General features: G+C 44.0%; 24 protein-coding genes and 1 riboswitch. Of the genes, 21 read left to right on the top strand and 3 right to left on the bottom strand.

The features are described from left to right. Window positions 1-26 precede the first annotated feature (26 nt). Complete coding sequence (locus tag QNN06_RS20460; RefSeq protein WP_213119000.1) at window positions 27-341, bottom strand: DUF3870 domain-containing protein; 315 nt, start codon at window positions 339-341, stop codon at window positions 27-29. 205 nt (window positions 342-546) lie between these two features. On the opposite strand from QNN06_RS20460, the gene QNN06_RS20455 reads away from it, so the two are divergent. From QNN06_RS20455 to QNN06_RS20430, 6 genes are all read left to right on the top strand, one after another. After that, entirely contained in the window at window positions 547-849 is a 303-nt protein-coding gene (locus tag QNN06_RS20455; RefSeq protein WP_213119001.1) for an MTH1187 family thiamine-binding protein, read from the top strand. Between the two features lie 115 nt (window positions 850-964). Continuing rightward, window positions 965-1007, top strand: a riboswitch (PreQ1 riboswitch). Between the two features lie 52 nt (window positions 1008-1059). Beyond that, complete coding sequence (gene queC / locus QNN06_RS20450; protein ID WP_284035851.1) at window positions 1060-1719, top strand: 7-cyano-7-deazaguanine synthase QueC; 660 nt, start codon at window positions 1060-1062, stop codon at window positions 1717-1719. A 4-nt stretch (window positions 1720-1723) separates the two neighbouring features. Then, window positions 1724-2206 (top strand): 6-carboxytetrahydropterin synthase QueD, encoded by a 483-nt coding sequence (queD, locus tag QNN06_RS20445; RefSeq protein WP_284035850.1) that lies wholly within the window; start codon window positions 1724-1726, stop codon window positions 2204-2206. Beyond that, the gene (gene queE, locus QNN06_RS20440; RefSeq protein WP_213119004.1) at window positions 2199-2927 is read left to right on the top strand and encodes a 7-carboxy-7-deazaguanine synthase QueE; all 729 of its coding nucleotides are present in this window, start codon (window positions 2199-2201) and stop codon (window positions 2925-2927) included. The genes queD and queE overlap by 8 nt, the downstream gene beginning before the upstream one ends. Window positions 2928-3270: 343 nt before the next feature. Next, window positions 3271-4830 carry an AMP-binding protein gene (locus QNN06_RS20435; RefSeq protein ID WP_284035849.1) on the top strand — a complete coding sequence of 520 codons (1560 nt, stop codon included), beginning with the start codon at window positions 3271-3273 and terminating at the stop codon, window positions 4828-4830. Window positions 4831-4844: 14 nt separating this feature from the next. Beyond that, window positions 4845-6413 carry a class I adenylate-forming enzyme family protein gene (locus QNN06_RS20430; RefSeq protein WP_284035848.1) on the top strand — a complete coding sequence of 523 codons (1569 nt, stop codon included), beginning with the start codon at window positions 4845-4847 and terminating at the stop codon, window positions 6411-6413. A gap of 209 nt (window positions 6414-6622) precedes the next feature. Here QNN06_RS20430 and QNN06_RS20425 read toward each other — a convergent pair whose 3' ends face one another. Further along, window positions 6623-8761, bottom strand: coding sequence for a sigma-54-dependent Fis family transcriptional regulator (locus QNN06_RS20425; protein WP_213119007.1), 2139 nt, complete (start codon window positions 8759-8761; stop codon window positions 6623-6625). 236 nt (window positions 8762-8997) lie between these two features. Here QNN06_RS20425 and QNN06_RS20420 point away from each other — a divergent pair, with 236 nt between their 5' ends. The 12 genes from QNN06_RS20420 (at window position 8998) to QNN06_RS20365 (ending at window position 21689) form a co-directional block, all read left to right on the top strand. Continuing rightward, the gene (locus tag QNN06_RS20420) at window positions 8998-9783 is read left to right on the top strand and encodes an enoyl-CoA hydratase/isomerase family protein (RefSeq protein ID WP_213119008.1); all 786 of its coding nucleotides are present in this window, start codon (window positions 8998-9000) and stop codon (window positions 9781-9783) included. A 559-nt stretch (window positions 9784-10342) separates the two neighbouring features. Then, window positions 10343-11707, top strand: coding sequence for an acyclic terpene utilization AtuA family protein (locus QNN06_RS20415; protein ID WP_213119009.1), 1365 nt, complete (start codon window positions 10343-10345; stop codon window positions 11705-11707). A gap of 3 nt (window positions 11708-11710) precedes the next feature. After that, window positions 11711-12055, top strand: coding sequence for an AtuA-related protein (locus QNN06_RS20410; RefSeq protein WP_213119010.1), 345 nt, complete (start codon window positions 11711-11713; stop codon window positions 12053-12055). 12 nt (window positions 12056-12067) lie between these two features. Then, entirely contained in the window at window positions 12068-13216 is a 1149-nt protein-coding gene (locus QNN06_RS20405; protein WP_213119011.1) for an acyl-CoA dehydrogenase family protein, read from the top strand. Window positions 13217-13437: 221 nt separating this feature from the next. Continuing rightward, a complete protein-coding gene (locus QNN06_RS20400) occupies window positions 13438-14625 on the top strand; it encodes an acyl-CoA dehydrogenase family protein (RefSeq protein WP_284035847.1) in 1188 nt (395 codons plus the stop codon). A 54-nt stretch (window positions 14626-14679) separates the two neighbouring features. Continuing rightward, window positions 14680-16218 (top strand): acyl-CoA carboxylase subunit beta, encoded by a 1539-nt coding sequence (locus tag QNN06_RS20395; RefSeq protein WP_481819224.1) that lies wholly within the window; start codon window positions 14680-14682, stop codon window positions 16216-16218. Between the two features lie 23 nt (window positions 16219-16241). Then, window positions 16242-17768: an acyl-CoA synthetase gene (locus tag QNN06_RS20390; protein WP_213119014.1), complete on the top strand. Its 1527-nt coding sequence runs from the start codon at window positions 16242-16244 to the stop codon at window positions 17766-17768. A gap of 5 nt (window positions 17769-17773) precedes the next feature. Beyond that, a complete protein-coding gene (locus QNN06_RS20385) occupies window positions 17774-18214 on the top strand; it encodes a MaoC/PaaZ C-terminal domain-containing protein (RefSeq protein ID WP_213119015.1) in 441 nt (146 codons plus the stop codon). 156 nt (window positions 18215-18370) lie between these two features. After that, window positions 18371-19243 carry an ABC transporter permease subunit gene (locus QNN06_RS20380; RefSeq protein ID WP_213119016.1) on the top strand — a complete coding sequence of 291 codons (873 nt, stop codon included), beginning with the start codon at window positions 18371-18373 and terminating at the stop codon, window positions 19241-19243. Then, window positions 19240-20250 carry an ABC transporter permease subunit gene (locus QNN06_RS20375; protein ID WP_213119017.1) on the top strand — a complete coding sequence of 337 codons (1011 nt, stop codon included), beginning with the start codon at window positions 19240-19242 and terminating at the stop codon, window positions 20248-20250. The genes QNN06_RS20380 and QNN06_RS20375 overlap by 4 nt, the downstream gene beginning before the upstream one ends. A 51-nt stretch (window positions 20251-20301) precedes the next feature. After that, window positions 20302-21390, top strand: a complete 1089-nt coding sequence (locus tag QNN06_RS20370) for a threonine aldolase family protein (protein WP_213119018.1) — start codon at window positions 20302-20304, stop codon at window positions 21388-21390. A gap of 74 nt (window positions 21391-21464) precedes the next feature. Further along, the gene (locus tag QNN06_RS20365) at window positions 21465-21689 is read left to right on the top strand and encodes a hypothetical protein (protein WP_213119807.1); all 225 of its coding nucleotides are present in this window, start codon (window positions 21465-21467) and stop codon (window positions 21687-21689) included. A gap of 95 nt (window positions 21690-21784) precedes the next feature. Here the strand turns inward: QNN06_RS20365 and QNN06_RS20360 are convergent, their stop codons facing one another. Next, the gene (locus QNN06_RS20360) at window positions 21785-22444 is read right to left on the bottom strand and encodes a DsbA family oxidoreductase (protein ID WP_284037962.1); all 660 of its coding nucleotides are present in this window, start codon (window positions 22442-22444) and stop codon (window positions 21785-21787) included. Between the two features lie 243 nt (window positions 22445-22687). Between QNN06_RS20360 and QNN06_RS20355 the strand changes: the two genes are divergently transcribed. The 3 genes from QNN06_RS20355 (at window position 22688) to QNN06_RS20345 (ending at window position 24396) form a co-directional block, all read left to right on the top strand. Further along, the gene (locus QNN06_RS20355) at window positions 22688-22810 is read left to right on the top strand and encodes a hypothetical protein (RefSeq protein WP_261363816.1); all 123 of its coding nucleotides are present in this window, start codon (window positions 22688-22690) and stop codon (window positions 22808-22810) included. Between the two features lie 124 nt (window positions 22811-22934). Next, a complete protein-coding gene (locus QNN06_RS20350; RefSeq protein ID WP_213119020.1) occupies window positions 22935-23195 on the top strand; it encodes a CGCGG family putative rSAM-modified RiPP protein in 261 nt (86 codons plus the stop codon). Between the two features lie 106 nt (window positions 23196-23301). Beyond that, window positions 23302-24396, top strand: coding sequence for a PrsW family glutamic-type intramembrane protease (locus tag QNN06_RS20345; RefSeq protein WP_213119021.1), 1095 nt, complete (start codon window positions 23302-23304; stop codon window positions 24394-24396). The last annotated feature ends 80 nt before the right edge of the window (window positions 24397-24476 follow it).

The raw sequence follows: 24476 nt of genomic DNA, 5'->3' as shown, positions 1-24476 counted from the left end.
GTATTGTCGATCCGCTCTTTCTATTTTTATTGGACGGAATTCATAGTTTCATATTGCTTGTACAAATCCTTTAATGCCGCAATCAGGGCGTGATTGGCTTTTCCTAAATAGCCATTTTTTAAGTCTTCGAGTGGCTTGTCAATCCCGTGACGTAAACTATACCCTTTCAATAGCCTTGAAATATAGTCCCTTCCATGTTCCGTAGCCAGCGTACATGAGGCATCAACAATCACGCCATAATGCTTATCAATCTCAGCCGTAATCGTCAGCGTTTCATAAATGCTTCTTGCTGCCATCCCGGTTGGCAGCTTGGCGTGACCGGCAATAAAATAGGTATTCAAACAAATCTCTCCCTATTAGTTTTAATCTTAGAATAATATAAATAGATATAATTGATAAGACCAATGTGAGTAAAAATTTATTCTATTGGCATTCTTCCTAAACAGGGTAAGAAGTAATACCATCTTCTAACTTAGTCATCAATTTTTGTTCTAACCGATTCATATGATATTCTTTTTTTATAAAGGAACTTAGGAGGATGAAGCTATGGCCATCATTGATATAACAGTTATTCCAGTAGGGACAGGTACTACAAGTGTTAGTGAGTATGTGGCGGAAATACATAAAGTTCTTCAGCGATATGAAGACAGAGTAAAGTATCAGTTAACCCCGATGAGTACATTGATTGAAGGGGATTTAAAATTACTCTTAGAAATTGTTCAAGAAATTCATGAAGTCCCATTCCAGAAAGGCTTACAAAGAGTCTGTACCAATCTCAGAATTGATGACCGTCGTGACAAGGAACATTCGATGGAGCGGAAGCTGCAGTCAGTACAAACAAAATTGTAAGGTCAGAGTGAATGTTTTTTGAAAAGTGTACAAAACCGAAATAATCTTGAAAGATAGATTGAAAAATGATCGAAATGGTTTATAATCGAATAGTCATATAAAAAATCCGCACTCTGCGGTAGAGGTTCTAGCTACCCTCTTTAAAAAACTAAGGAAAACAGGACTGCTTTCTTTAGTAGTCCTGTTTTTCTATTTAAAGGAGAATTTATAATGAAGAAAGATAAAGCAGTTGTAGTTTTTAGCGGAGGACAGGATAGCACCACCTGTTTGTTTTGGGCTTTAGAACATTTTGAAGAAGTAGTGGCGGTTACTTTTAACTATAATCAAAGGCACAAGCTTGAAATCGAGTGCGCCCAAAATATCGCGAATGAACTTGGAATAGAGCATCATATTTTAGATATGTCATTGTTAAACCAATTGGCACCAAACGCCTTGACCCGTAAAGACATTGAAGTGAAGGAAGGAGAAAATGGTGAATTACCTTCCACTTTTGTACCAGGACGAAACCTGTTATTCATCTCTTTTGCGGGAGTACTGGCAAGCCAGGTTGGGGCAAAGCACATTATCACTGGTGTTTGCGAAACGGATTTCAGCGGTTACCCGGATTGCCGGGATGTGTTTATCAAGTCTTTAAATGTCACATTGAACCTATCAATGGACAAGGAATTTGTCATTCATACTCCGTTAATGTGGCTAAACAAAGCTGAAACTTGGCAGTTGGCTGATGAATTGAATGCACTGGATTTCGTTAGGGAAAAAACATTAACCTGCTATAACGGGATCATTGCCGTTGGTTGTGGGGAATGTCCGGCTTGTGTATTGAGAAAAAGAGGCCTTGACCAATACTTGAGTACACGAAAGGAGTTTTAACCCCATGTATGGTTTTCACATCGTAGATAAACTCCAAAAAATGGATGAAGATATCAAACGCAATCAATTAAAATACCATTCCAAAAGAGTGCTGGTCAGCAAGGAATTTACCTTTGATGCTGCCCACCATTTGCATTGCTATGAGGGTAAATGCAAAAACCTTCATGGCCATACGTATATAGTCATTTTTGGAATCAGTGGTTTTGTTGATGACCGCGGCTTGATGATGGATTTCGGGGACATTAAAGACATTTGGAAAAATGAAATTGAGGTGTATCTCGACCATCGCTATCTGAACGAAACCCTTCCACCAATGAATACCACGGCGGAAAACATGGTGGTCTGGATTTACGAGAAAATGGCTGAGGCATTAAAGAAAGAGAAAAGACAAGAACAGTATTGTGGCGCAAGAGTAGAATTTGTCCGGTTGTTTGAGACACCGACAAGCTATGCGGAAGCTAGACGGGAGTGGATGGAAGTTGAGTAAAATACCTGTTATGGAAATTTTCGGACCCACCATCCAAGGGGAAGGAATGGTTATCGGCCAGAAAACAATGTTTGTAAGAACTGCTGGCTGTGACTATTCCTGCAGCTGGTGCGACTCCTCCTTTACCTGGGATGGCACCGGTAAAAATGATATTCGAATGATGGAAGCGGTAGAAATTTGGGAAGAGCTGAAACGAATCGGAGGCAAGAATTTCTCCTTTGTGACGATCTCTGGCGGGAATCCTGCTTTATTGAAAAATCTCGATGAATTTATTAAAATCCTAAAGGCTAATCAAATAAAAATTGGTCTGGAAACCCAGGGAAGCAGGTGGCAGGATTGGTTTTTTGAGATTGATGAATTAACGATTTCACCCAAGCCGCCAAGCTCAAAAATGGAGACGGATTTTGAAATTTTAGATGAAATTATTGGGAAACTTAAACAAAATGATGTACCACAACAATTTAGCTTGAAGATTGTGGTATTTGATGATCTTGATTATGAATATGCCAAAGCTGTTCATTTCCGTTATCCGGAAGTTCCCTTCTTTGTACAGGTTGGTAATGATCATCTGTCAACGATGGATAATCAAGAGCTGCTGCTGCATCTTATTAATAAATATGAAAGATTGATAGATAGAGTCATGCAGGACTCTGATATGAATAACGTTAAGATTCTTCCGCAATTGCATACTTTTTTGTGGGGAAATAAAAGAGGAGTTTAGGTGAAAAAACAGGCGATGTCCAGGGCGGCATCGCTTTTTTTTACATCACAATCAAACTGTTTATAAAACTATACAACTGTGTTTTTTTTATAACATTTGTTCAAGGAGTATATGCCTATGTAAGGCGCCAGGTAATACATCCCTTATTTAAAAAAACTGGTACAATTCTTGCATTTCTTAAGGTAGGTATTGAAACCCATGGATAAGGAGGATTCTGAAAATGTAGGATTAGAAGGTAAAATAAAACTGTTCTACTCGGAATGAAGATTTTTGAACGAAAGCAAAAATGGAAGCGATTACAAGAATTGAGGAGTAATTTGAAAAAAAAACGGGGGGGAAGCTCATGAGTGAAATCACCATTTTAAACCGAGTGGCCATCGGCGATATTGTGCGCAGGACGGCAGCCAAAAATCCAGCCAAAACGGCCATCATTTCCGGGGATAAAAGGATTTCCTACCAAGAGTTTAATGAAGATTGCAACCGCTTTGCTCACTATCTGTTGGACCTTGGGTTAGAAAAAGGAGATTCGGTTGCCACTATTTGCGGAAACAGTTGGCAGTTTCTGGTTGCCATTTTTGGAATCGCAAAGGCCGGTTTGGTTTGGGTTCCGATCAATCCAGGGGTATCCTTTAACGAAAAGTCGTATATTCTTGCGGAGGTCCGCGCAAAAGTACTAATCTGTGACGAGGTATTTTTACAAGACAAAAAAGAAGAATATTCAAGCATGTGTCCGGAATTGCTCATTATAGGAAAGGGTGCCACTGAGGCTGAAAAATTTGAGCATGCTTTAAATTCCAACCAAACGGAAGAACCGGAAGTTGCGATTTCTGACCGTGACCTAGCCCAAATCATGTTTACAAGTGGAACGACTGGATCACCGAAAGGAGTCCTCATTAACCATCAAGCTGTGTTTATTGCCAGTCTTGCCAATATTATCGAAGCGGGGATGGCGAAGGACGACATTGCGACGATGATGATGCCGGTGTTTCATTGTGCACAGCATACGCTTGTCTCGTCCTTTTTCCACTTAGGCGCAACAGTTGTGGTAATCCAAGGCTTCGAACCAGAGTCTTTTATGAAAACAGTCGAGAAGGAAAAGATTACCTGGATGTTTGGCCTGCCGATGATGTACCGGGCATTTCTCTACCATCCTTTTTTTAAAAAATATAACCTATCAAGCCTGCGCTATTGCCTTTACGCCATGGCCCCAATGGATCGCAATACGCTGGAAAAAGGAATCAGTGAACTGGGCTGCGAGTTTGCATTAGGGTCGGGGCAGACCGAAATGTATCCGGCTACCTGTGTGTTTAAACCTGAGGACCAGTTACGAAAATCAGGTCCATATTGGGGGACAGCATCCTTGATTACGGACATCGCTATAATGGACGACAATGGAAACCTGCTAGGAAAAAATGAAGTGGGTGAAATCGTTCACCGCGGTCCGAATGTTATGGACGGCTATCTCAATAATCCGGAAGAAACGAAGCGGTCACGGCAATTCGGCTGGCATCATACCGGGGATTTAGGATATTTTGACGAGGATGGGCTGCTGGTTTTTGTGGACAGGAAGAAGGACATGATCAAGACAGGCGGGGAAAATGTAGCATCTATTCAGGTAGAACAAGCGCTATTGTCTTATCCCAAAGTATTAAATGCGGTTGCTGTCGGTCTTCCGCATGAACGCTGGATTGAGGCTGTCACGGCGTTTGTTGTGTTAAAACCGGGGGAGGAAGCGACGAAAGAGGAAATTATTAAACACTGCAAAGAACGTTTAGGGACCTTCCAAATCCCAAAAGAGGTGTTAATAGTTACCGAGCTTCCACAGACAACGACTGGCAAAATCCAAAAGAACGTATTGCGGGAGCAGTTTAAAAATTTATATTCTAATAATCCAGTAGTTTAAAAGGGGGGATGTTTTTGCAGGACTGGATTGTTCATAAAGTATTGGCGAATGCCGTTGATAGGTTCCCGGATCAGCCATTTTTAATTTATGAAGACCAACGGATTAGTTATAAGGAACTGGATGACGTCACCGATGTATTGGCGTCGGCACTTCTCCAGGAGGGATTTGGGAGAGGCGACAAGATCGCCATTTTGGCGTTAAACCAACTGGAATGGCTGTATACGTATTTCGCGGCAGCCAAAATCGGCGTCGGCGTGGTGGCCCTGAATGTCCGCTACCGAGATTCAGAACTGGAGTATATGCTGAACAATTCAAAAACAAAGGGAATTGTTTCCATTTCTGGTCATCAAGGCTTTGATTTTGTCCAATTTTTCGAGAAGTTTAAAGATAAGATTCCGACAGTGGAAAAATATATTTTCATAGGCTATGGGTTCGAAGGAAGTCTATCTTTTGACGAGTTGTTGGCTAGGCCGCTTGATCGGGTAAGGCTTGAGGCCGCAAAGCAAGCAGTCTTGGAAGAGGATACGGCCGTTGTCATCTATACATCCGGCACCACCGGAAAGCCAAAGGGGACGATGATCACCAACCGAAGTATCTTGGCCTCGGCAAAGGCCCAAGCAGACCATTTGTCGCTTGGGGCGGGGGATTGCACAGTAGGAAGTTTGCCGTTAAACCATGTCGGAGGCATTACCTGTGCGGTTCATGCGTTATTAGTTTGCTATGGCAGTATTGTCCTAGTACCTGAGTTTATTTCGGAAAAGGTCCTGCAGGTTATTCATCATGTCAAGCCAACCGTCTTTGGCGGTGTGCCTACTATGTATCACATGCTATTAAACCATAAACATATTAATCAATATGACCTTAGTTCCATTAAGGTCTGCATCGTTGGCGGATCCAACGTCGACCCTACCCAATGTGAAATGATTGAAACAAAATTTCCTAACGCCAAAATCATCAATTTATATGGTCTTAGTGAAACATCCGGTGCCTGCATCATGACCCGGCTAACTGACTCTCTTGAAAAAGTGCAGCAAAGTATCGGCGTTCCTATCGGCGATTTTAGCTTGATGATTGTCGATGCGGAACAAAAGGAGCTTGCAAGCGGCGAAGTCGGGGAAGTGGCGGTAAAGGGAGGCTGCCGGGCAAAGGGGTATTTTGAACTGGAAGAAGAAACGAGGTTAGCATTTTCAGAGGATGGCTGGCTTTATACCGGAGATATGGGTTATTTAGACCATGAAGGGTATGTCATTTTAAAAGGGCGAAAAAAGGAAATGTACATTCAAGGCGGCTATAATGTCTACCCTGTCGAGGTGGAAAATATCCTGATGTCGCATCCGAAAATAGGTTTTGCAGCCGGAATTGGCGTGCCCGATTCATTCCTTGGCGAAGTGGGCCGTTATTACATTATCCCTAGAGAGGGGGCGACTATCACCGAAGAAGAGGTCAAATCATTTTGCCAGCAGCATTTAGCAGATTACAAGGTGCCGAGGCAGGTAGTGTTTGTCAGCCAGCTCCCGCAGACACCAGCCGGCAAAATCCAAAAATCTGCGCTGAAGGAGCAATACTTGAAACAGCTGCAGTGAGGAAAAACAACCACATGGGGCTGTGCCCGTGTGGTTGTTTTGTATTTTGTGGGGATGGACAGCGATTCGCTGATAGAACTTGTACAATCGCCGATAGAAGACGAAGATTCGCCGATAAACACATAAAATTCGCCGATAGAATCTCAAAATTCGCCGATAGAGTGTAAAGATACACTCCAAAAAGGATTGGTGGAAGACGAAAACAGCCCCTAGGTATAGCGAAACTCCAATTCTTCAATAATCTGATACCTTTTCATTTTCTGATACAGTGTCGTTCGGCTGATTCCCAGCAATTCGGCGGCTTTTGTACGGTTTCCTCGGCATTTTTTTAAAGCTTGCAGGATTACTTCCTTTTCCGTCCGGCTGATGGATTGCTTCCGGTCAATGGGCAACTGGGTCTCGGTTGTTTTAGATTTTGGAGAAAGTACCTGCTCTTGAGGCAGTAATTTCAATTCTTGCGGAAGATGTTCGATTTCAATCCATTCCGAACTACTGTAATGGAAGGCCCTTTCCAAGACATTTTCCAATTGTCTGATATTCCCTGGCCAGTGGTAGGTCTGCAAGCTGCTGGCTACTTCCGGAGAGACGCCGATGATGTTCCTTTTCGTTTTGAAATTAATTTTATTGATAAAATAGCGGCACAATAACGGGATGTCATCGAGTCGTTCTCTTAATGGCGGGATGTGTAGATGAATGACATGAATCCGGTAATAGAGATCCTCTCTGAATTTTCCCTGCCTTACAAGCTCCGCCAAGTCCTTGTTAGTGGCAGAAATAATCCGGACATTTACCTTTGTGGTTTTGGTGGCGCCGATTCTTTCAAATTCTTGTTCCTGCAAGACTCGTAAAAGCTTTACTTGCAGAGAGACAGGCATTTCGCCGATTTCATCAAGAAACAGTGTTCCATTATTAGCCAGTTCGAATTTACCAGGCTTTCCTCCTTTTTTCGCTCCGGTAAACGCGCCATCCGCATAGCCAAAGAATTCAGATTCCAGCAATTCCTCAGGGATAGCCCCGCAATTCACCTTAATAAAGGCGCCTTTGCAACCTGATACCCGGTGAATCCCTTCGGCAATCAGCTCTTTACCGGTCCCGCTTTCTCCGGTAATTAACACATTTGATAGAGATTTTGCCGCAATTACCGCATCCTGTTTGAATTTTTCCATTTGTGAATTCTGTGTGATGACGTGGGCAAATGGGTCCGAATCTTTGGAAATACGGGATAATTCTCCTCGATAAAAAGAAATCTCACTTTCTAATTTTTCCATGTGAAAAAGAAGGTCTCGCCAGGCTTCTAGCTGCCGAAAAATGATTTTAAAAATGGCGCCCAGCTTTTGACCATCCTGGTAAATAGGCATTTGCGCCACAATGCATTTCCGCTGGTTGATTTCAATGAGTTTTCCCTCAATTTTTTTATCCATTTTCAGGCTGAGTTCAGAAGGAAGCTGGGGTGCTATTTTTGAAATAGGGGTACCGAGAAGCTGGTCTTGCTGGTCAAGGGAAAACAGATCCAGAAACCCTTGATTGGCCATCGTGATCAGCCCGTGCTTGTCTGTGACAGCCACCCCATCGTAGGCAAGCTCAAGGGCGCTATCGAGAATCCTCTTAAGCTGATTGGTCGTTTCCAATTCAGCGGCAATGATTTCATAGGAGGTGACATCTCGCAATACCACCATGGCGCCGGTAATTCTGTTAAGCTCTCTGATAGGAATAAAGGAAGCGATTACTGTGAGGTCTTTAAAACTGAAACGTTTTGCCTGTTGAATTTGGCCCGTTTTCATGGTCTCAATTAACCCTTTTCGGAAATCGGGGAGAAACAGGTCAATGGGAGCATTCAACAGCGTTTTGCCGTTCAATTGCAGCAGGTCTAAAACGGTGTGGTTAAAGGTTGTGATTTTTAGATTGGAGTCTACAGAAATCACAGCATCCTGCAGGTTTTCAACCAATGATTTCATCCGGTTCAGTGTATCCTCCAAGGCGGTCATGTTTGAGTACACCAAATCTAGCTTTGACATGATACCAAATACATTTTGATGCTGGTCGAGGACGACGGCCTGACTGACATTGCCTTCGATCATAATTTCTCTTGCATCAAGCAAAGTCTGGTCTTTTTGAATCGTGACAACGTCTTGTTTTATGAGTGGCCGAATGGAAGAATCTAGAGGTGTGTTTTCAAGCAACGCCCGATAAATCGCATTTTTATGTAGAATTCCAAGCAATTTTCTGTCTTCGGTGGTTACACAGCCGATGTCCACCCGATGGGATAAAAACGCAGAAATGGCGTCGCGTATTGTGCTTTCAAGGGATAACTGCACAAAATTGACGGTTGTAAAGCTGCTAACTTTCAATCGAAAGAGACACCTCCACGTTAATCTGAAAATTTGTACTTTTCACACATTTATTATTATAGCGCTTACATTCAAATAAAACAATCGCTACAGTGTACACATCTTTGAACAACTGTTCACTTTTGTGCACAAGGTGTTTATTTTTTTATAGGAAAAAAGATGTTGTATGTCTGTAAAAAGGTTGGCACGTTTTTTGCAACATGTATATTGATACTCCTATTTAAGAGGTGAACGACATGTCCTATGAAACGATCCGCTACGAAGAAATTGAAAACGTTGCCAAAATTACGTTGAATTTACCGGAAATGAGAAACCCGCTGACACAGGAATCGACAAGAGAGCTTACTTTGGCGATAAGGGAGGCGGACCAGAATCCCGACATCCACGCAATTATCCTTACCGGTGCCGGTACGGCGTTTTCGGCTGGCGGTAACCTGAATGATTTTAAAAAGAATTTCGAGAAAACAGCCCCGGAACTTTATTTTGAAGGGCGGGAAAGTACGGAATTATTCAAGCTGGGTGCTGAAGTCACCACTCCGTTGATTGCTAGCGTAAATGGGCCCGCCTTGGGAGGCGGAACTGGATTAGTCGCGATGTGCCACCTTGCCATCGCGTCAACCGAAGCTAAGCTTGGTTTAACCGAACTGCGATTGGGGCTCGTGCCGTTTGTGATTATGCCCTGGGTACGGCGGGCAGTCGGCGACCGGAAGATGATGGAACTGATGTTGACTGCGGAGATTTTTACGGCGGAGCAGGCGAAGGAATTAAACCTTGTCCACCGCATCGTAGAACCTGCTGAGCTTGAGGCGGAAACGATGAAGCTGGCAAAGCAGGTGGCGAGTTTCAGTCCGCTCGCGGTCAAGCTCAGTTTGGATGCTTTTTTTACAACCGAGCAGATGGATTTGCTAAAGTCGTTTGATTATTTGACAACGCTTAGGCTTGTATCCTTTATGAGTGAGGATTTAAAAGAAGGTGCATCCGCTTTTCTGGAAAAAAGACGGCCGAATTGGGCGGGGAAATAGGGGGGATTTTTGAATCGCTGATAGAAAAGGGGGATTCGCCAATAGAATGGTGTGATTCGCCAATAGAACGGTGTGATTCGCCAATAGAATCGTGAAATTCGCCAATAGAACGATGGGAATCGCATCGAATGGTGAGATTCGGGAAGAGAACGATGGGATTCGCCGATTGAATCGTAGAATTCGCCGATAAATTGCTGAGATTCGCTGATTGATAGGTGAAATTCGCCGATAGAACGGTGTAATTCGCCAATAGCATCGTGAAATTCGCCAATAGAACGGAGAAATTCGCCAATAGAACGGAGAAATTCGCCAATAGAACGGAGAAATTCGCCAATAGAACGATGGGAATCGCATCAAATGGTGAGATTCGGGAAGAGAACGAAGGGATTCGCCGATAGAATGGTAGAATTCGCCGATAAATTGCTGAGATTCGCTGATTGATAGGTGAAATTCGCCGATAGCACGATAAAATCCGCCGATAGAACCCCGAAATTTGCTGATGCAATGTAATTTACATCAAAAAAAGCTGATTACCGACTACTGAAAGGAGGAATTTGTCATGAAAAAGGTACGAATTGGGGCTGCCCAAGGCTTTTATGGTGACAGCATCGAAGCGGCTGTCGCAACCGCTGCAAAAGGGAATGTGCAATATCTTTGTTTCGACGCCCTGGCCGAGCTGACGATGGCCATCCTGGTTAAGGATAAACGAAAAAATGAACAGGCAGGCTTCACCAAGGATTTGCCGATGCAAATGAAGGCGCTGCTGCCATTTGTAAAGGAAAAGGGTATTAAGCTGTTAACGAATGGAGGAGGCATTAACCCGCTTGGGGCTCAACAGGAAATCCTAAAGGTAGCAAGGGAAATGGGAATGAGCGGTTTAAAAGTAGCGGTCGTGACCGGGGACAATGTACTGGACCGAATACCTGAGTTTTTAGAAAAAGGATATTCCCTTAATCATCTTGAAACTGGTGAAGGTATCGAGGCGGTTAAAGACAGACTGGAGTTTGCCAACGCCTATATCGGTGCCAAGCCGATTGTGGAAGCGTTACGGGCCGGTGCAGATATCGTAGTCACCGGCCGGACCACGGATACGGCCCAGTTTTTGGCTCCGTTAATCTATGAATATGGCTGGAAAGAAGACGAGTGGGATAGACTTGCAAGCGGTATTTTTATGGGGCATTTGCTCGAGTGTTCTGCGCAATCAACCGGCGGGAATTTCAGCGGCAATTGGCAGGATATCGAAGGCTTTGACCGAATGGGCTACCCGATTGCCGAGGTGTCGGAAAATGGTGATTTTACCATTAGTAAGGTTGAAGAACAGGGAGGCCTGGTCACGGTTGATACGGTAAAAGAACAGATGCTCTACGAAATTCATGATCCGTCGTCCTATATTACCCCTGACGTCATTGTCGATCTAACCAGCGTTCATTTGGAAAATAGCGGGCTGAATCAGGTGAAGGTGACCGGGGTTAGAGGTAAACCGCAGACAGATACATTAAAAGTTGTCATGGGTTATGAGAACGGCTTTGCCGCGCAAGTAGTTGTCGGGTTTGCGTGGCCAGATGCCTTGCAAAAAGCAAAAAAGGTAGATGAAATCATTCGGACGCAGCTAGAGAGGTACCGGTGGAACTATGAGGAAGTTCGCACTGATTACCTTGGATACAACTCATTAAGTGGTCCTCTCGCTTTTGAACCTGAGCAGGAATTAAATGAGGTGTATTTACGGATGGCGGTCAAAGCAAAGACGAAGCAGGAAGCGGCTAGGTTTAGCCGACTCTTCCCTCCGCTGGCTTTGAATGGCCCGCCATCGATGAGCGGTTTCACGGGCAACTCTTCTCCACGGGCGTTACTCGGGATGTGGTCGACGCTGATTCCAAGGGATGAAGTTGAAAATCATGTGAAAGTTGAAGTGCAGGAGGTGTAAACTATGGCCATCGTTAAGCTGAAAGACATTGCGCAAACTCGTTCCGGGGATAAAGGCAACATGGTGAATATCGGTGTGTTCGCCCCGAACCCTGCCATCTATCAAATTTTTATAGAAAAATTATCCGCCGCACGGGTGAAGGAGCATTTTATAGGACTTGTGGAGGGAGAAGTGGCCCGCTATGAACTGCCAAATATTCTTGCGCTTAACTTTGTTTGCAAGGAGGCATTAGAGGGCGGCGGTTCAGCCTCATTAAGGCTGGATAATCTCGGCAAGTGCTTTGGTGCAAATATGATGCGGCTCGAATTAGAAGTGGATGATTCATTATTAGCAGAACTAAGAAAATGAGGTGAACAAGTGATGCCATATGAACCATATTTTACGGAAGAACATGACGAGCTTCGAAAAATGATTCGTAAATTCGTAGAAAAAGAGATTGCACCGTTTGTGGATGAATGGGAAGAAAAGGGGGAATTTCCCCGCTCCGTCTTTACGAGAATGGGGGAGCTGGGGCTGTTAGGACTGCATTATGCGGAGGAGGTCGGCGGCCAAGGCGGTGATTATTTTTCCGGAATTGTCCTCGCGGAGGAAATGAATAAATGTGGCTGCGGCGGTGTTCCGATGGCAATAGCTGTCCAAACCGATATGGCCACGCCCCCGATTTATAAGTTTGGAACTAAGGACCAGCATGAACGTTTCCTCAAACCGGCGCTGAGAGGGGAAAAGATTGCTGCAATCGGGATTACCGAACCGAACAACGGCTCCGATGTCATGGGGATTCAAACGCGGGCAAGAAGAGAAGGTGACGAATGGGTCATTAATGGGGCGAAAACCTTCATTACCAATGGGACGCGGGCGGATTTCATCACACTGGTTACGAGAACATGCGATGATCCGGGTCCGAAGGGAATAACGTTGTTCTTGGTGGAGACGAATCGCCCTGGTTTCTCTGTCGGGAAAAAGCTCGACAAGGTCGGAATGCGTTCCTCTGATACAGCAGAACTGATTTTCGATAATGTCTGCGTTCCCCATGAAAACCTGCTGGGGGAAGAGGGCAAGGGCTTTTATCAAATCATGTGGCAGCTTCAGGGCGAGCGCATGGTTGGTGCGGCTGGCGCTATCGGTGGTGCAGAACATGCTTATGACTTGGCGTTGAACTACGCCAAAACGAGAATAGCGTTTAACCAGCCAATCAGCAATTTCCAGGTCATAGCCCACCTGCTTGCAGAAATGAAAACGCAAATTGAGACCTGTAAGGAATTGACCTACGCGACCGCCTACCGGTTCTCAAAAGGCGAGGTGCCTTCTAAAGAAATCTCAATGACGAAATTAGCAGCCGCGCAAATGTCGCATTGGGTCGCTGATCGCGCGCTGCAAATCTTTGGCGGGAATGGCTATATGGCGGAATATCCGATCGAACGTGCCTGGAGGGACAGCAGGCTGCCGAGAATTGGCGGCGGCACGGATGAAATTATGAAGGAGATTATTGCAAAGCAGATGGGGTTATAAAAAAGGTAAGATAAGTGGGCAAATTAATAGAAAAATTACCAATTTTAAGAGGGAAAACCTTGTTGAACATTGGTTTGGCGAATAATACTTTAAATTCGGCGAATAAGTTTCTAAAATTGGCGAATAAATTCGTGATTTCGGCGAATACCTTTTAGAGTTCAAATTACAAACTGATAATCTACAAAAAGCTACCTATTTATAGAGTGAAAAGGAGGGGTATGATGGGTCACTGGATTTTTACGGACGAACACGACATGTTTCGGAAAACGGTTCGCTCCTTTGTGGAAAAAGAAATAACCCCAAATATTGAGCAATGGGAAAAAGACGGCCAAACGCCGAGAAGCCTGTATAAACGAATGGGGGAGCTGGGCTTTCTTGGGATTAAGTTTCCAGAGGAGTATGGCGGCAGCGGTCTTGATGTCGTCATGGAAGCTGTTTTTACCGAAGAGCTAGCTAGATGTGGAGCAGGAGGTGTAGGTGCGGCCATCGGCTCCCATACAACTATTGCGATGACGAACATCTGGCGCTACGGGAACCACGAGCAAAAGCAGAAATACCTCATACTAGGAATTAAAGGGGAGGCTATCTCAGCACTGGCGGTAACCGAGCCGGGTGGCGGGTCCGATGTGGCTTCAATTAAAACGACTGCTAAAAAAGATGGCGACTATTACGTCCTGAATGGTTCGAAGACCTTCATTACGAATGGCGGAAATGCCGATTATGTAATTGTTGCCGCGAAGACAAAGGAAGGGCCGCAGCATCGAAATATTAGTTTATTTATCGTTGAAACTAATTCAGACGGTTTTTCGGTTGGAAAAAGGCTAAAGAAATTAGGCTGGCGCTCTTCAGATACCGGGGAATTATTTTTCGATAATGTCATCGTGCCGAAGGAAAACCTCATTGGCGAGGAGAATGAAGGCTTCGTTTATATTATGAAAAATTTTCAGTATGAGCGGCTGATTCTAGCGTTAGGCTGCATTGGCGCCGCTGAGAAGGCGCTCGAGCTAACGGTCCAATACAGTAAGGAAAGGATCCAATTCAATAAGCCGCTCTCTGAGTTTCAGGTGCTGCGTCACAAGATGGTGGACATGGCTGTCGATATTGAAAAAGCAAGGAATCTTACCTACCGGGCTCTTTACTTGTACAGTCAAGGGAAAAACTGTGTCACGGAAGCGACAATGGCAAAGGCTGTTGCCAGTGAAATGGTGAATCGTGTTTGCGACCAAGCGGTGCAAATTCATGGCGGCAATGGCTATATGATGGAATACCCGATTCAGCGTTTGTGGCGTGATGCCAGGATTCAAACGATTGGCGGCGGCACGACACAAATCATGAATGAAATACTTACCAAACAACTGGGAATCCTGACACCCGTGGACACCCCGGCGGATAAGGCCAATAAGTCTTAAAAACTTTCAAATGAAACCTGACGGAAGCTTGAAATCTAAAAAACTAGCAAGGGAGTGTTGACCTTGGAACGTGAACGAAAAATCCTAGCGGAACGTGAACGCATTTATCAGGGCGGACCTGACCACGACAAGATAAAGAAGATAGGAAAACTGTTTGTCCGAGATCGGCTTAGGCTCTATTTTGACGATGAACAGCCTTACTATGAAACCGGTCTGTTTGCCAACGCCACAAAGGAAAAACTGCCTGCTGACGGGGTAGTAACAGGCACCGGAAAAATCAATGACCGACTTGTATTTTTTATGGCCAGCGACTACACCGTTAAGGCTGGCTCCATCGGCAAATTCCATGGCGAAAAAATTCTGCGGATTCAGGAGGCGGCGATTCGCGGCAGACGGCCGATTGTCTATATGATTGATTCGTCCGGCGGCCGGATTGACGAAGCCGGCGGCTACCATGTGGAGAAATACTCCGGAGGGAAGATTTGGTATAACCACAGCATGCTGTCCGGACGAGTGCCGCAGATTGCTGTACTTTACGGTCCATGTTTTGCAGGGACCGCCTATATGCCCGTTTTTTCCGACTTTGTCATCATGGTCGACAAAATTTCTGGGATGGCGATTGCTTCACCAAGAATGGTCCAAATGGCGACGGGGCAGCAGGTTGATATCGAGGAATTGGGCGGCGCCACGATGCATACGACCAAAAGCGGTTCGGCCGACTTTATCGCCAAATCCGAAGAGGAAGCGGCCGAGCTTGTAAAAAAACTATTAAGCTACTTGCCTGATCATTTTGACGGGAAGCTGCCGGAATTTCCGGCCAAGGAACCAACACGAAATCCAGCCGAAATCGATAATATTATTCCTGCTGAGCCAAACCGTGCTTACGATGTCCGGAAATTAATCGAATCAATTGTTGACGGCGACAGCTTCCTTGAAGTCAAAGCCAATTATGCGAAGGAGCTGGTTACCGGCTTTGCCCGCTTGAACGGTAAAACGGTCGGCATTGTTGCTAATCAGCCGATGTATAAGGGCGGAGCAATTTTTCCAGAGTCGTCGGATAAAGGTGCTAAATTTGTCTGGACTTGTGATGCCTACAACATTCCGCTGCTGTATTTATGTGATACGCCTGGGTTCATGGTCGGCACAAAGGTGGAGCAGGAGGGGATTCTTCGCAAAGGCCGAAATTTTATTTTCGCCAGCTCAACGGCCAATGTTCCGAAAATGTGTGTGATTGTTCGGAAGGCTTATGGAGCGGGGATTTATGCGATGGCAGGTCCTGCCTATGAACCTGATACGACGATTGCCCTTCCTTCAGCGGAAATTGCCATCATGGGACCTGAGGCAGCGGTCAACGCCGTTTACTATAACAAAATTAAAGCCGTGGCCGATCCTGAAGAAAGGGCCGCCTTGGTGCAAAAACTGCGCGAGGAGTACCGGGCAAGTTATGACATTATCAAGCTATCAGGTGAGCTTGTCGTCGACGATTTGGTTGTTCCAAGCGAATTGCGCCAGGAACTGATCCGCCGCTATGAAACATTCGAAAACAAGGATTTCCCGCTTCCGGCAAAAAAGCATTCAACCATTTTAAGTTAGGAAAAAGATTAGGGGTGTTGGGTATGGTTCAGGGGATCGGAAACTGGCTTGTTAAACATTGTAAGGTTCGGCCGGACAGACTGGCGCTTGTCTATAATGAAAAAAGGTTTACGTATCTGGAATTTAACGAACGGGTCAATCGCCTGGCTAATGCCCTCCTTGCCTTGGGGGTCAGAAAGGGTGACCGGGTTGATGCACTTCTCTTGAACACAAACGAAATGCTCGAAGGTGTATTTGCCTGTGCTAAAATAGGCGCCATCTTTGTGCCTATCAACTTCCGCTTGAGTGTTGAAGAGGTTCTATATATTGTCAATGACTCAAGGGGCTATCATTTTATTTATGACTGCCGGATGCGGCCGCTCGTGGATCAGCTGCGGACAAAGGAATCCTGTTTGCTCGAATACATCCACGTCGGCAACCAGCCACATGAAGAAGACCTGCTATATGAAAATTTGCTGGAGAATGCTTCCCCGGAAGAGCCTGGCTTTGAAATTGGACTCGATGATATCCATTTAATGATGTACACATCCGGTACAACCGGCAGGCCGAAGGGGGCGATGTTAAGCCACGGCAATACCCAATGGAATGCGATTAACTTCATTCACAACACCCCTGTTGATTACACGGATGCGACACTCGCAGCGGCGCCGCTGTTTCATATTGGCGGGATGAGCGTGTTTACGCTTCCGCTAATCTATAAGGGCGGGGCTAATATTTTGGTTGATGGTTTTGACCCTGTAAGAATTTTGCAAAAAATAAACGATGAACAGGTAACAACTCTATTCCTTGTCCCAGCGATGTGGCAGGCGTTAATGAGTGTGCCAAATTTTGATGCCTACGATATCTCGTCACTCCAATTTGCTGTTTCCGGAGGGGCACCTTGTCCGATTACGGTAATTGAATTTTTCCAAAAACGGGGAATACCATTTTACGAAGGCTTTGGACTGACTGAAACGGCTCCGTTTGTCAGTATCCTTGATAAAGAAAATACCATCCGCAAGAATGGCTCGGTGGGGAAAGAACCGATGCACACGACGGTCCGGATTGTCGACCCGATGGATCGGGATGTCAGGGTTGGTGAGGTAGGGGAACTGATTGTGAACGGGCCGAATGTGATGGTTGGCTATTGGAACAAGCCGGAGGAAACGAAAGAGGCAATCCGAAACGGCTGGTTTTACACAGGTGACTTAGCCCAATTTGACGAGGATGGATTCATTTATATTGTCGACCGCAAGAAGGACATGATTATTACCGGCGGGGAAAATGTGTATCCGATTGAAATTGAGCAGGTTCTGTACCGGCATCCGAATATCCGGGAGGCCGCGATTATCGGCTATCCGGATGAAAAATGGGGTGAATCGGTTAAAGCGGTCGTTGCTCTAAAGGATAGCAGCCAAACATTAACTGTAGAGGACTTAGAACAATTCCTTGCAGGAAAAATCGCCCGCTATAAAATGCCGAAGCAGCTGGAAATTGTCGAGGCACTGCCACGCAATGCGACCGGAAAAATTTTAAAAACCGTCCTAAGGCAAAACAATTCGAAAGGGTGAGATAGATGTACGATAAATACTTTGATCAATTTGAGATAGGTGAAAAGTGGGAGTCACGAGGGAGGACGATTACGGAAACAGACCTTGTGATGTTTTCTGCACTGACAGGAGACTATTATCCGCTCCATACGGATATTGAATACGCGAAAAGCACAATTTTTAAGCAAAGAATTGCCCATGGAATGCTGGTTCTATCGTTTGCGGTAGGTTTAACAAAGATGGATCCAAAAATCGTGGTGGCAAATTACGGAATTGATAAACTGCGCTTTATCCAGCCTGTTTTCATTCACGATACCATCCATGTCGAACTAGAAGTCATCGACCTTCAGGATAAAGGCAATGGCACCGGAGTCGTCACATGCAAACAATCGGTAGTCAAACAAACCGGCGAACCATGCATCGTCGGAATTTCGAAAGCCTTGATTAATAAAAGACAGCCTTCTTAAAAATACAAAAAGATTCAGAACAACGTGCTGGGAATAGAAATTCCCAGTTTTTTTGTGTTTTTTAAAAAAAGTTCCAAAATTTTGTAAACAAAACTGCTTCTATTTACGTCTAATTATGTTGGAGTTTTATTTTCGTAGAAAAAAAGAGGTGATGTAGTGAAAAGGTGGTTAGAGTTACCATTTAGGCTGCTTTTGATGGTGGCTGGATTTATATTTGTCTTCAATTTGCCGGCATTACTCGGCATTGGTGAAACATTAACGTTCAACCTGGAACCGTTTTGGAACAGTGTAAAGGGAAACCTGCAAGAATTAACAAGAATTGATGACACCAGTTACATTTCCCTGTTCGATGAACAAAATTTCACTGAAAGCTATCGCTATACGATGACCATTTTCTGTTATTCTCTGTTGACTGTTATGGGCACTGGAATGCTTGCGGCCATGCTTGTCCAACTAATGCCTAAGAAAATCAGTAGAGTACTAAAGCAGGGAATCAACTTTTTTGAAGGTGTTCCTGATTTAATGGTCATCTTTTTAATTCAATTCTTCGTGATTGTGCTTTATCGAGAGACAGGCCTAAAGTTTTTGCAACTTTACGGAGTGTTCGGGGCAAAGCCTTATGTTGTCCCAGTAGTAACGGTTTCCTTTTTACCCGCGATGCTGCTGAGCCAATTTCTTATTAAGGTGCTCGAGGAAGAAGTGGTTAAGGACTATATTCAATACAGCAGGGCGAAAGGGCTTAGTCCATTAAGAATTCTTATCATACATATGCTTCGCAACATTTTTCCGTTATTTATCATGCAGCTTAGAACGAGTATCTGGATCATTCTATCCAATATATTTTTAATCGAATTTATGTTTAATCTGCCAGGCTTTACCAAAGTCCTTCAATTGGTTACGTTAAGGGGCGGGGGGTTCCTTGGTCTGGTCATTTGTCTGTTGTTATTTATCTTGCCACTGTTAGTAATGGAATTTCTCAGTTTAATCGCTATCAAAACAGTGAATCGAAAGGAGAGTGCAAGCATATGAGGAGCAATCGAAAAACTGCTATTGGCTCGGCGATTCTACTTCTCCTTCTCATCGCTAGCTTACTATACCCGCTGTATGGACCGGCTGATTATGATAAAAAAGTCATGATTATCAACGAAGCGGGAAAGGTCATCGGCAGCGCTCCGTTTCCGCCGTCTTCCGAGCATATTTTCGGAACAGACCGCAATGGACAGGATATGCTGCTGCTATTGCTGTATGGGGCAAAATTCACCTTAATCACAGCGATTGTTGTGGCATTCCTTAGAGTGATCATCGGCGGCTTGGTGGGCGTATTTATATCGCTTTGGGCACCGTGGCTAAAAAAATACGTCAATGACTTTTTTACGGTATTTCGTTTTGTTCCGTCTACTTTTCTAGGGATCATATTGATGTTGCCCGTCATGTTCCATGAAGAAAGGCAGATTTCCACAGTCGTTGTCTATCAAATTCTGATGGTGGTATTGATTGGCATTCCGTCGGTGATCGTTTTTACGGAGGAATTAACTGAGGAATTACTGAACAAGTCATTCATCACCACCTCCTTGCTGATGGGAGCGAGCAAGTTTCATATTATTAAAAGGCATTTACTGCCCTTTTTTCGCTCTTACGGCATTTTATTTACGGTTCAACAACTATTAACAACCCTCCAGATCACCATGCATTTGGGAATATTCGGATTTTTCCTTGGAGGGCCGACAGAGGGTGGCATCGTGGGCTTTGATGAACCGCCGAAGTCTGCTTCCTTATCTAATGAATGGGCAGGTCTAATCGGTCAGAATTTATATGATTTTATCAGGGCCCCATGGACGATATCCACAACAATCGTGTTATTCTTCTTGGTCATCCAAGTTGTGAATATGATAAAAAAGGAACTTGAAGAAAAAATGGCCGGATTACCGCAATTAACACGGATGCCGAAATTAGTTCAAACGTCGACTCGTACTGTTGGGAACCCTGGTCCGGATCAGTTTATTTTTGTAAATGAAAAAAAGAGTTTGGGTTCGTAGATAAATGTATAATGAAGTTGGGTCAGTAGTTCATAAAAGAGAGCAGGAAAAATGAATAAATTGCTGGATGCATTTAAACAAACTACATTTCAAGTAAACGGACACGGTCCTAGAAAAATCCAAGTTTTAAAGGAGGCATTCGAAAACCTGGACGGGCAGCTTGAAAGTGAAATGTATGGGAAGGGGAAATTGATCGAGGACTTCCAGGAAAAAATGGCGTTTGTATTGGGCAAGGAAGCGGCCGTATTTTTTCCAAGCGGGACAATGGCCCAGCAAATCGCGATGAGAATTTGGTGTGATGAAAAAGGCTTGAAGAAGGTCGCCTACCATCCGTTGTGCCATTTAGAGGTGCATGAGGAAGATGGATTAAGGGAGCTGCATCAGATTGAATCGGTTTTGTTAGCCGATAAAACTAGAGTCATCGAATTCGAAGATGTCGCAGGCATGAAGGAAGATGCCGCTTGTGTACTTTTGGAATTGCCACAGAGGGAAATTGGCGGGCAGCTGCCTGACTATCAAACACTTGAGGCGATTTCTGCGTATTGCAAAGAAAAAGGGATCATGCTTCATTTGGATGGGGCACGACTGTTTGAAATTCTTCCTTATTATGAAAAAACGGCTGCCGAAATTTGCAGCTTGTTCGACAGTGTGTATATTTCTTTTTACAAGGGAATTGGCGGTATTGCCGGTGCGGTTCTGGCTGGTGACAGTGACTTTATTGAGAAGTCAAAGATATGGAAAAGACGCCATGGCGGGGATTTAATCAGTCTTTATCCATATTATTTGAGTGCCGATTATTATTTTGAAAAACGGATTGGGAAAATGAAGCAGTATTATGAGCATGCAAAAGAGCTCGCTGGATTTTATAATCAATGTTACGGTGTTACCACAAAACCGGAAGTGCCTGTCTCGAACATGTTTCATGTCCATTTTGATGCTCCGAAAGAGGAAATGGAGCAGGTTTTAACTGAAATCTGTGTGGAATCTGGGATTGGGTTATCAGGCCATATAAGAGAAGTGACGGAGACGAACAGTTATTTTGAAGTCAGTGTCGGGGATTTGTACGAGATACTTCCTCGCGAAAAATTAATGGACGCGTTTAAATTATTGGATGAGAAGATGAGAACTAAATTTTTGTAGTGTTATCAAGAGTAAGAAGCTGAATAATAAAACCTTTCTAACAAATCCTAAATGTGATTTAGGAGGTGATGGGAATGGCGAATCAAAGACAAAATGATGCTAATATTGCGCAAAATATCAAAAATGCGGCAGGAGAAGGTTTTGAATCAGTGCATAATGCTTTAGAAGCAACCGAGAATGCAGCTATGAAAACAGTAGATGCCGCAAGTAACGCCATCAGCAATTTAACAGAAAACAGGTCCGCACAAAAAGATGGGTTCCGTTATGATTACAATGACGCTTCGGATTTTAATGATTAAATAAATGATGGAATCATCCATTGCATTTTTTGAATGTTGGAAAGAACTAAGGTCCGAAACCAAAATGGCTTCGGACCTTAATTTCTCAAGAGTAGCTATTTTTTTGGAATTTCGCACCCGTTCTCGTCACAGCTTGGACCGCTGTCCTGGTCACCCAAATCTGTAATAGATGATTCCTCAGCTTTAATTTGTTTCAAAGCCTGGATAAATGTTTCGGTCGGCTGAGCCCCGGTAAGCGAGTATTTTTTGTTAAATATGAAAAACGGTACGCTGCGGATACCATATTGTGCAGCAAGCCCCTCGTCTCCTCGAACTTCACCACTCATGTCTGTGCTGGATAGCAGCTGTTTTACAGATTCTCCGTTTAAGCCAACTTCCTCCGCCAGCTGTACGAGTGTAGCATGGTCTCCGATATGTTTTCCCTCTGTAAAATAAGCACGCAGTATGCGGTCGGTCATTTCATGCATGAGGCCCTGTTTGTTGGCGAACATCACCAACCGGTGGGCATCAAAGGTGTTCGTTAGGATTTGTGTGTCGAAATTAAACTCCAATCCAACCTCAGCTGCCATTCGTTCCAAGTTACTGCTATTGGCTTTGGCTTGTTCCACGCTCATGCCATATTTTTTCGATAAAGCTTCGTAAATATTATAGCCTACATCCCGTTTCATCGTTGGATCGAGTTCAAAGCAGCGATAAACGACCTCGACAGGGAAATTTACCTTCTGAATAGCGTCTTCCAGACGCTTTTTGCCAATATAGCAAAATGGTCAAGCGAAGTCAGTCCACATTTCAATTAACATGCGATATACCTCCAAATTAACATATTGTAATAAAACTATAGCAGTTCCCAAATTGGGATGCAAAAATGCCGCTTGTTGGCAAGTACTGCATCATTACCTAAATAGCATAGCCTTCAAGAAAGAACACAAAATATAAAGGAAGTGCCGGACAGGCATTTTTTTTAGTAAGAAAAATGAATCGAAAAGGATGATGAAGAAATGTCTAAAAAGAAGAACAAGCAAAAACAGTATAATCCTGCAATGCCGAAAACGGATGTAGAATTTGCTCAAACTGGGCTTGAAAAGGTAGCGTTACAAGCTTTAGAAAAAACAAAAAAATAAAGTAAAAAATGATTAAAAAGGGCGCTGCAATTAAGCCGCCCTTTTTTAGTTGAACATGATGAGTGATGAATATCATCTCTTACCAGTTTAGTTCATTTTAAAAAAGACGGAAGAGGTGAATGAAATGGAAAAGAATTGGTCAATATCACTTGAGCATGAGGATTATGAACATGATAAGGAATTGGTTATTGTGGATGCTATCGATGCTGTTCAACAGACAGCAAAGGGGTACTATGTTAATGTCGTCACACCTGCCGTCTTTGGGAATCCTGATGAGTATTTAACAAAGGAGTTGTTTTCCAAGTTCGGTGCAGAAATTGATGTAATGTTTATCGACCAGTGCGGCTGCGGAGGTTACGTGTTTCGGGTTTGGAAAAGAGGTTAGATAAATAATCTTCATTATAAAAAAATAATTTTGTATGCAGTTAACGGGCATAGTAAAAACATGTTAAACATCCAATTTCAGTCATTTACCAAGAGGAGGATGCCAATTGAATTGCCCGGACTGCGTTTATTCTAATCCGGAGGGGGTAAGGTATTGCCTCAACTGCGGAAAAAACTTTAAACTGGGTGGGAATACGGACCCCGATCCAGACAGTTTATTTTATGAGTTTGCCTCTTACGTGGATGCTATGCCGAAGCAGCTACGTTCAGTCGAACCCAGATTTCAGAACATTTTTTCAAGGGTGTTCCGCAAGCATAGTACACTGGAGGCGGACCGTCTTTTCATCGTCGGTACAGCAATTACAACACCGAAGATAGAAGAAGTAAAGGAAACATGGCCGAAGCCTTGGCTTTTTGCAAGAGTATTTTTGATTGCACTGCTTGCATTCTTAGGAATGCACATAGGTGTCACCGTTTTCCATAATTTTAACTTTTTACCGGGTCTCATCATTATTGGTGCTTTTGCAGTTCCCATAACGACGCTTATGTTCTTCTGGGAAATGAATGCACCGCAAAATATAGCTTTTTATAGGGTCATTTATGTGGTCTTGATTGGAGGCATCCTTTCGATGCTGGTGGCACTAGTGTTTTTTAATCTTGTAAAAAACAACATCAACCCCATCACAATTGGTATTGTGGAGGAAGTGGCCAAAGTGATGACTGTTATCTGGTTTGTTCGAAACCACAAATACAGGTATATGCTAAATGGGCTTTTGGTGGGGGCAGCAGTGGGAGCAGGCTTTGCCGCGTTTGAAACAGCAGGCTATGCGTTAAGAAGCCTGTTAACAGGAGGGAGTTTCGAACACCTTTATACGACGATCCTATGGCGCAGTGTTTTAGCTCCCGGCGGGCATGTGGCCTGGGCGGCATTGACAGGTGGCGCCTTCTGCAAAGCGCAAGGAGATCAAAAATTCAATTTTTCACTATTGATTAAGCCGTACTTTTTATTTGTTTTCCTTCTAGTCGTAGCGATGCACGCATTATGGGATACACCGATTAAAGGCATGTCCCCATTCGGACATATCTTTCTTATGGTTTCTTCATGGGTTGTCGTTTTCTTAATGATTCGCAGGGGCCTTAAAGAAATCGCCAATAAAAAATGGCGGATTGCGTATGAACCTACTCAGCCGACACAGCCATAAAGGTGATTGGGGCATATTGACGAGTGCCAATCGGCAATTACCTATTACGTTCAAAGAATGATAGTTCGATTGCAGCCAAA

The sequence above is a fragment of the Neobacillus sp. 114 genome, from assembly GCF_030127045.1.
Classification (GTDB): domain Bacteria; phylum Bacillota; class Bacilli; order Bacillales; family Cytobacillaceae; genus Neobacillus; species Neobacillus rhizophilus.
Note: the sequence above shows the minus strand (reverse complement) of the source record. Positions and strands in the feature narration are given on the sequence as shown.

Coding starts and splice junctions, on each gene's coding strand:
- QNN06_RS20435 (WP_284035849.1), top strand. CDS start 3,271: ATGAGTGAAATCACCATTTTAAACCGAGTGGCCATCGGCGATATTGTG.
- QNN06_RS20405 (WP_213119011.1), top strand. CDS start 12,068: ATGCCATATGAACCATATTTTACGGAAGAACATGACGAGCTTCGAAAA.
- QNN06_RS20375 (WP_213119017.1), top strand. CDS start 19,240: ATGAGGAGCAATCGAAAAACTGCTATTGGCTCGGCGATTCTACTTCTC.
- QNN06_RS20385 (WP_213119015.1), top strand. CDS start 17,774: ATGTACGATAAATACTTTGATCAATTTGAGATAGGTGAAAAGTGGGAG.
- queC (WP_284035851.1), top strand. CDS start 1,060: ATGAAGAAAGATAAAGCAGTTGTAGTTTTTAGCGGAGGACAGGATAGC.
- QNN06_RS20410 (WP_213119010.1), top strand. CDS start 11,711: ATGGCCATCGTTAAGCTGAAAGACATTGCGCAAACTCGTTCCGGGGAT.
- queD (WP_284035850.1), top strand. CDS start 1,724: ATGTATGGTTTTCACATCGTAGATAAACTCCAAAAAATGGATGAAGAT.
- QNN06_RS20455 (WP_213119001.1), top strand. CDS start 547: ATGGCCATCATTGATATAACAGTTATTCCAGTAGGGACAGGTACTACA.
- QNN06_RS20350 (WP_213119020.1), top strand. CDS start 22,935: ATGGAAAAGAATTGGTCAATATCACTTGAGCATGAGGATTATGAACAT.
- QNN06_RS20365 (WP_213119807.1), top strand. CDS start 21,465: ATGGCGAATCAAAGACAAAATGATGCTAATATTGCGCAAAATATCAAA.
- QNN06_RS20390 (WP_213119014.1), top strand. CDS start 16,242: ATGGTTCAGGGGATCGGAAACTGGCTTGTTAAACATTGTAAGGTTCGG.
- QNN06_RS20415 (WP_213119009.1), top strand. CDS start 10,343: ATGAAAAAGGTACGAATTGGGGCTGCCCAAGGCTTTTATGGTGACAGC.
- QNN06_RS20400 (WP_284035847.1), top strand. CDS start 13,438: ATGGGTCACTGGATTTTTACGGACGAACACGACATGTTTCGGAAAACG.
- QNN06_RS20370 (WP_213119018.1), top strand. CDS start 20,302: ATGAATAAATTGCTGGATGCATTTAAACAAACTACATTTCAAGTAAAC.
- QNN06_RS20420 (WP_213119008.1), top strand. CDS start 8,998: ATGTCCTATGAAACGATCCGCTACGAAGAAATTGAAAACGTTGCCAAA.
- QNN06_RS20355 (WP_261363816.1), top strand. CDS start 22,688: ATGTCTAAAAAGAAGAACAAGCAAAAACAGTATAATCCTGCAATGCCG.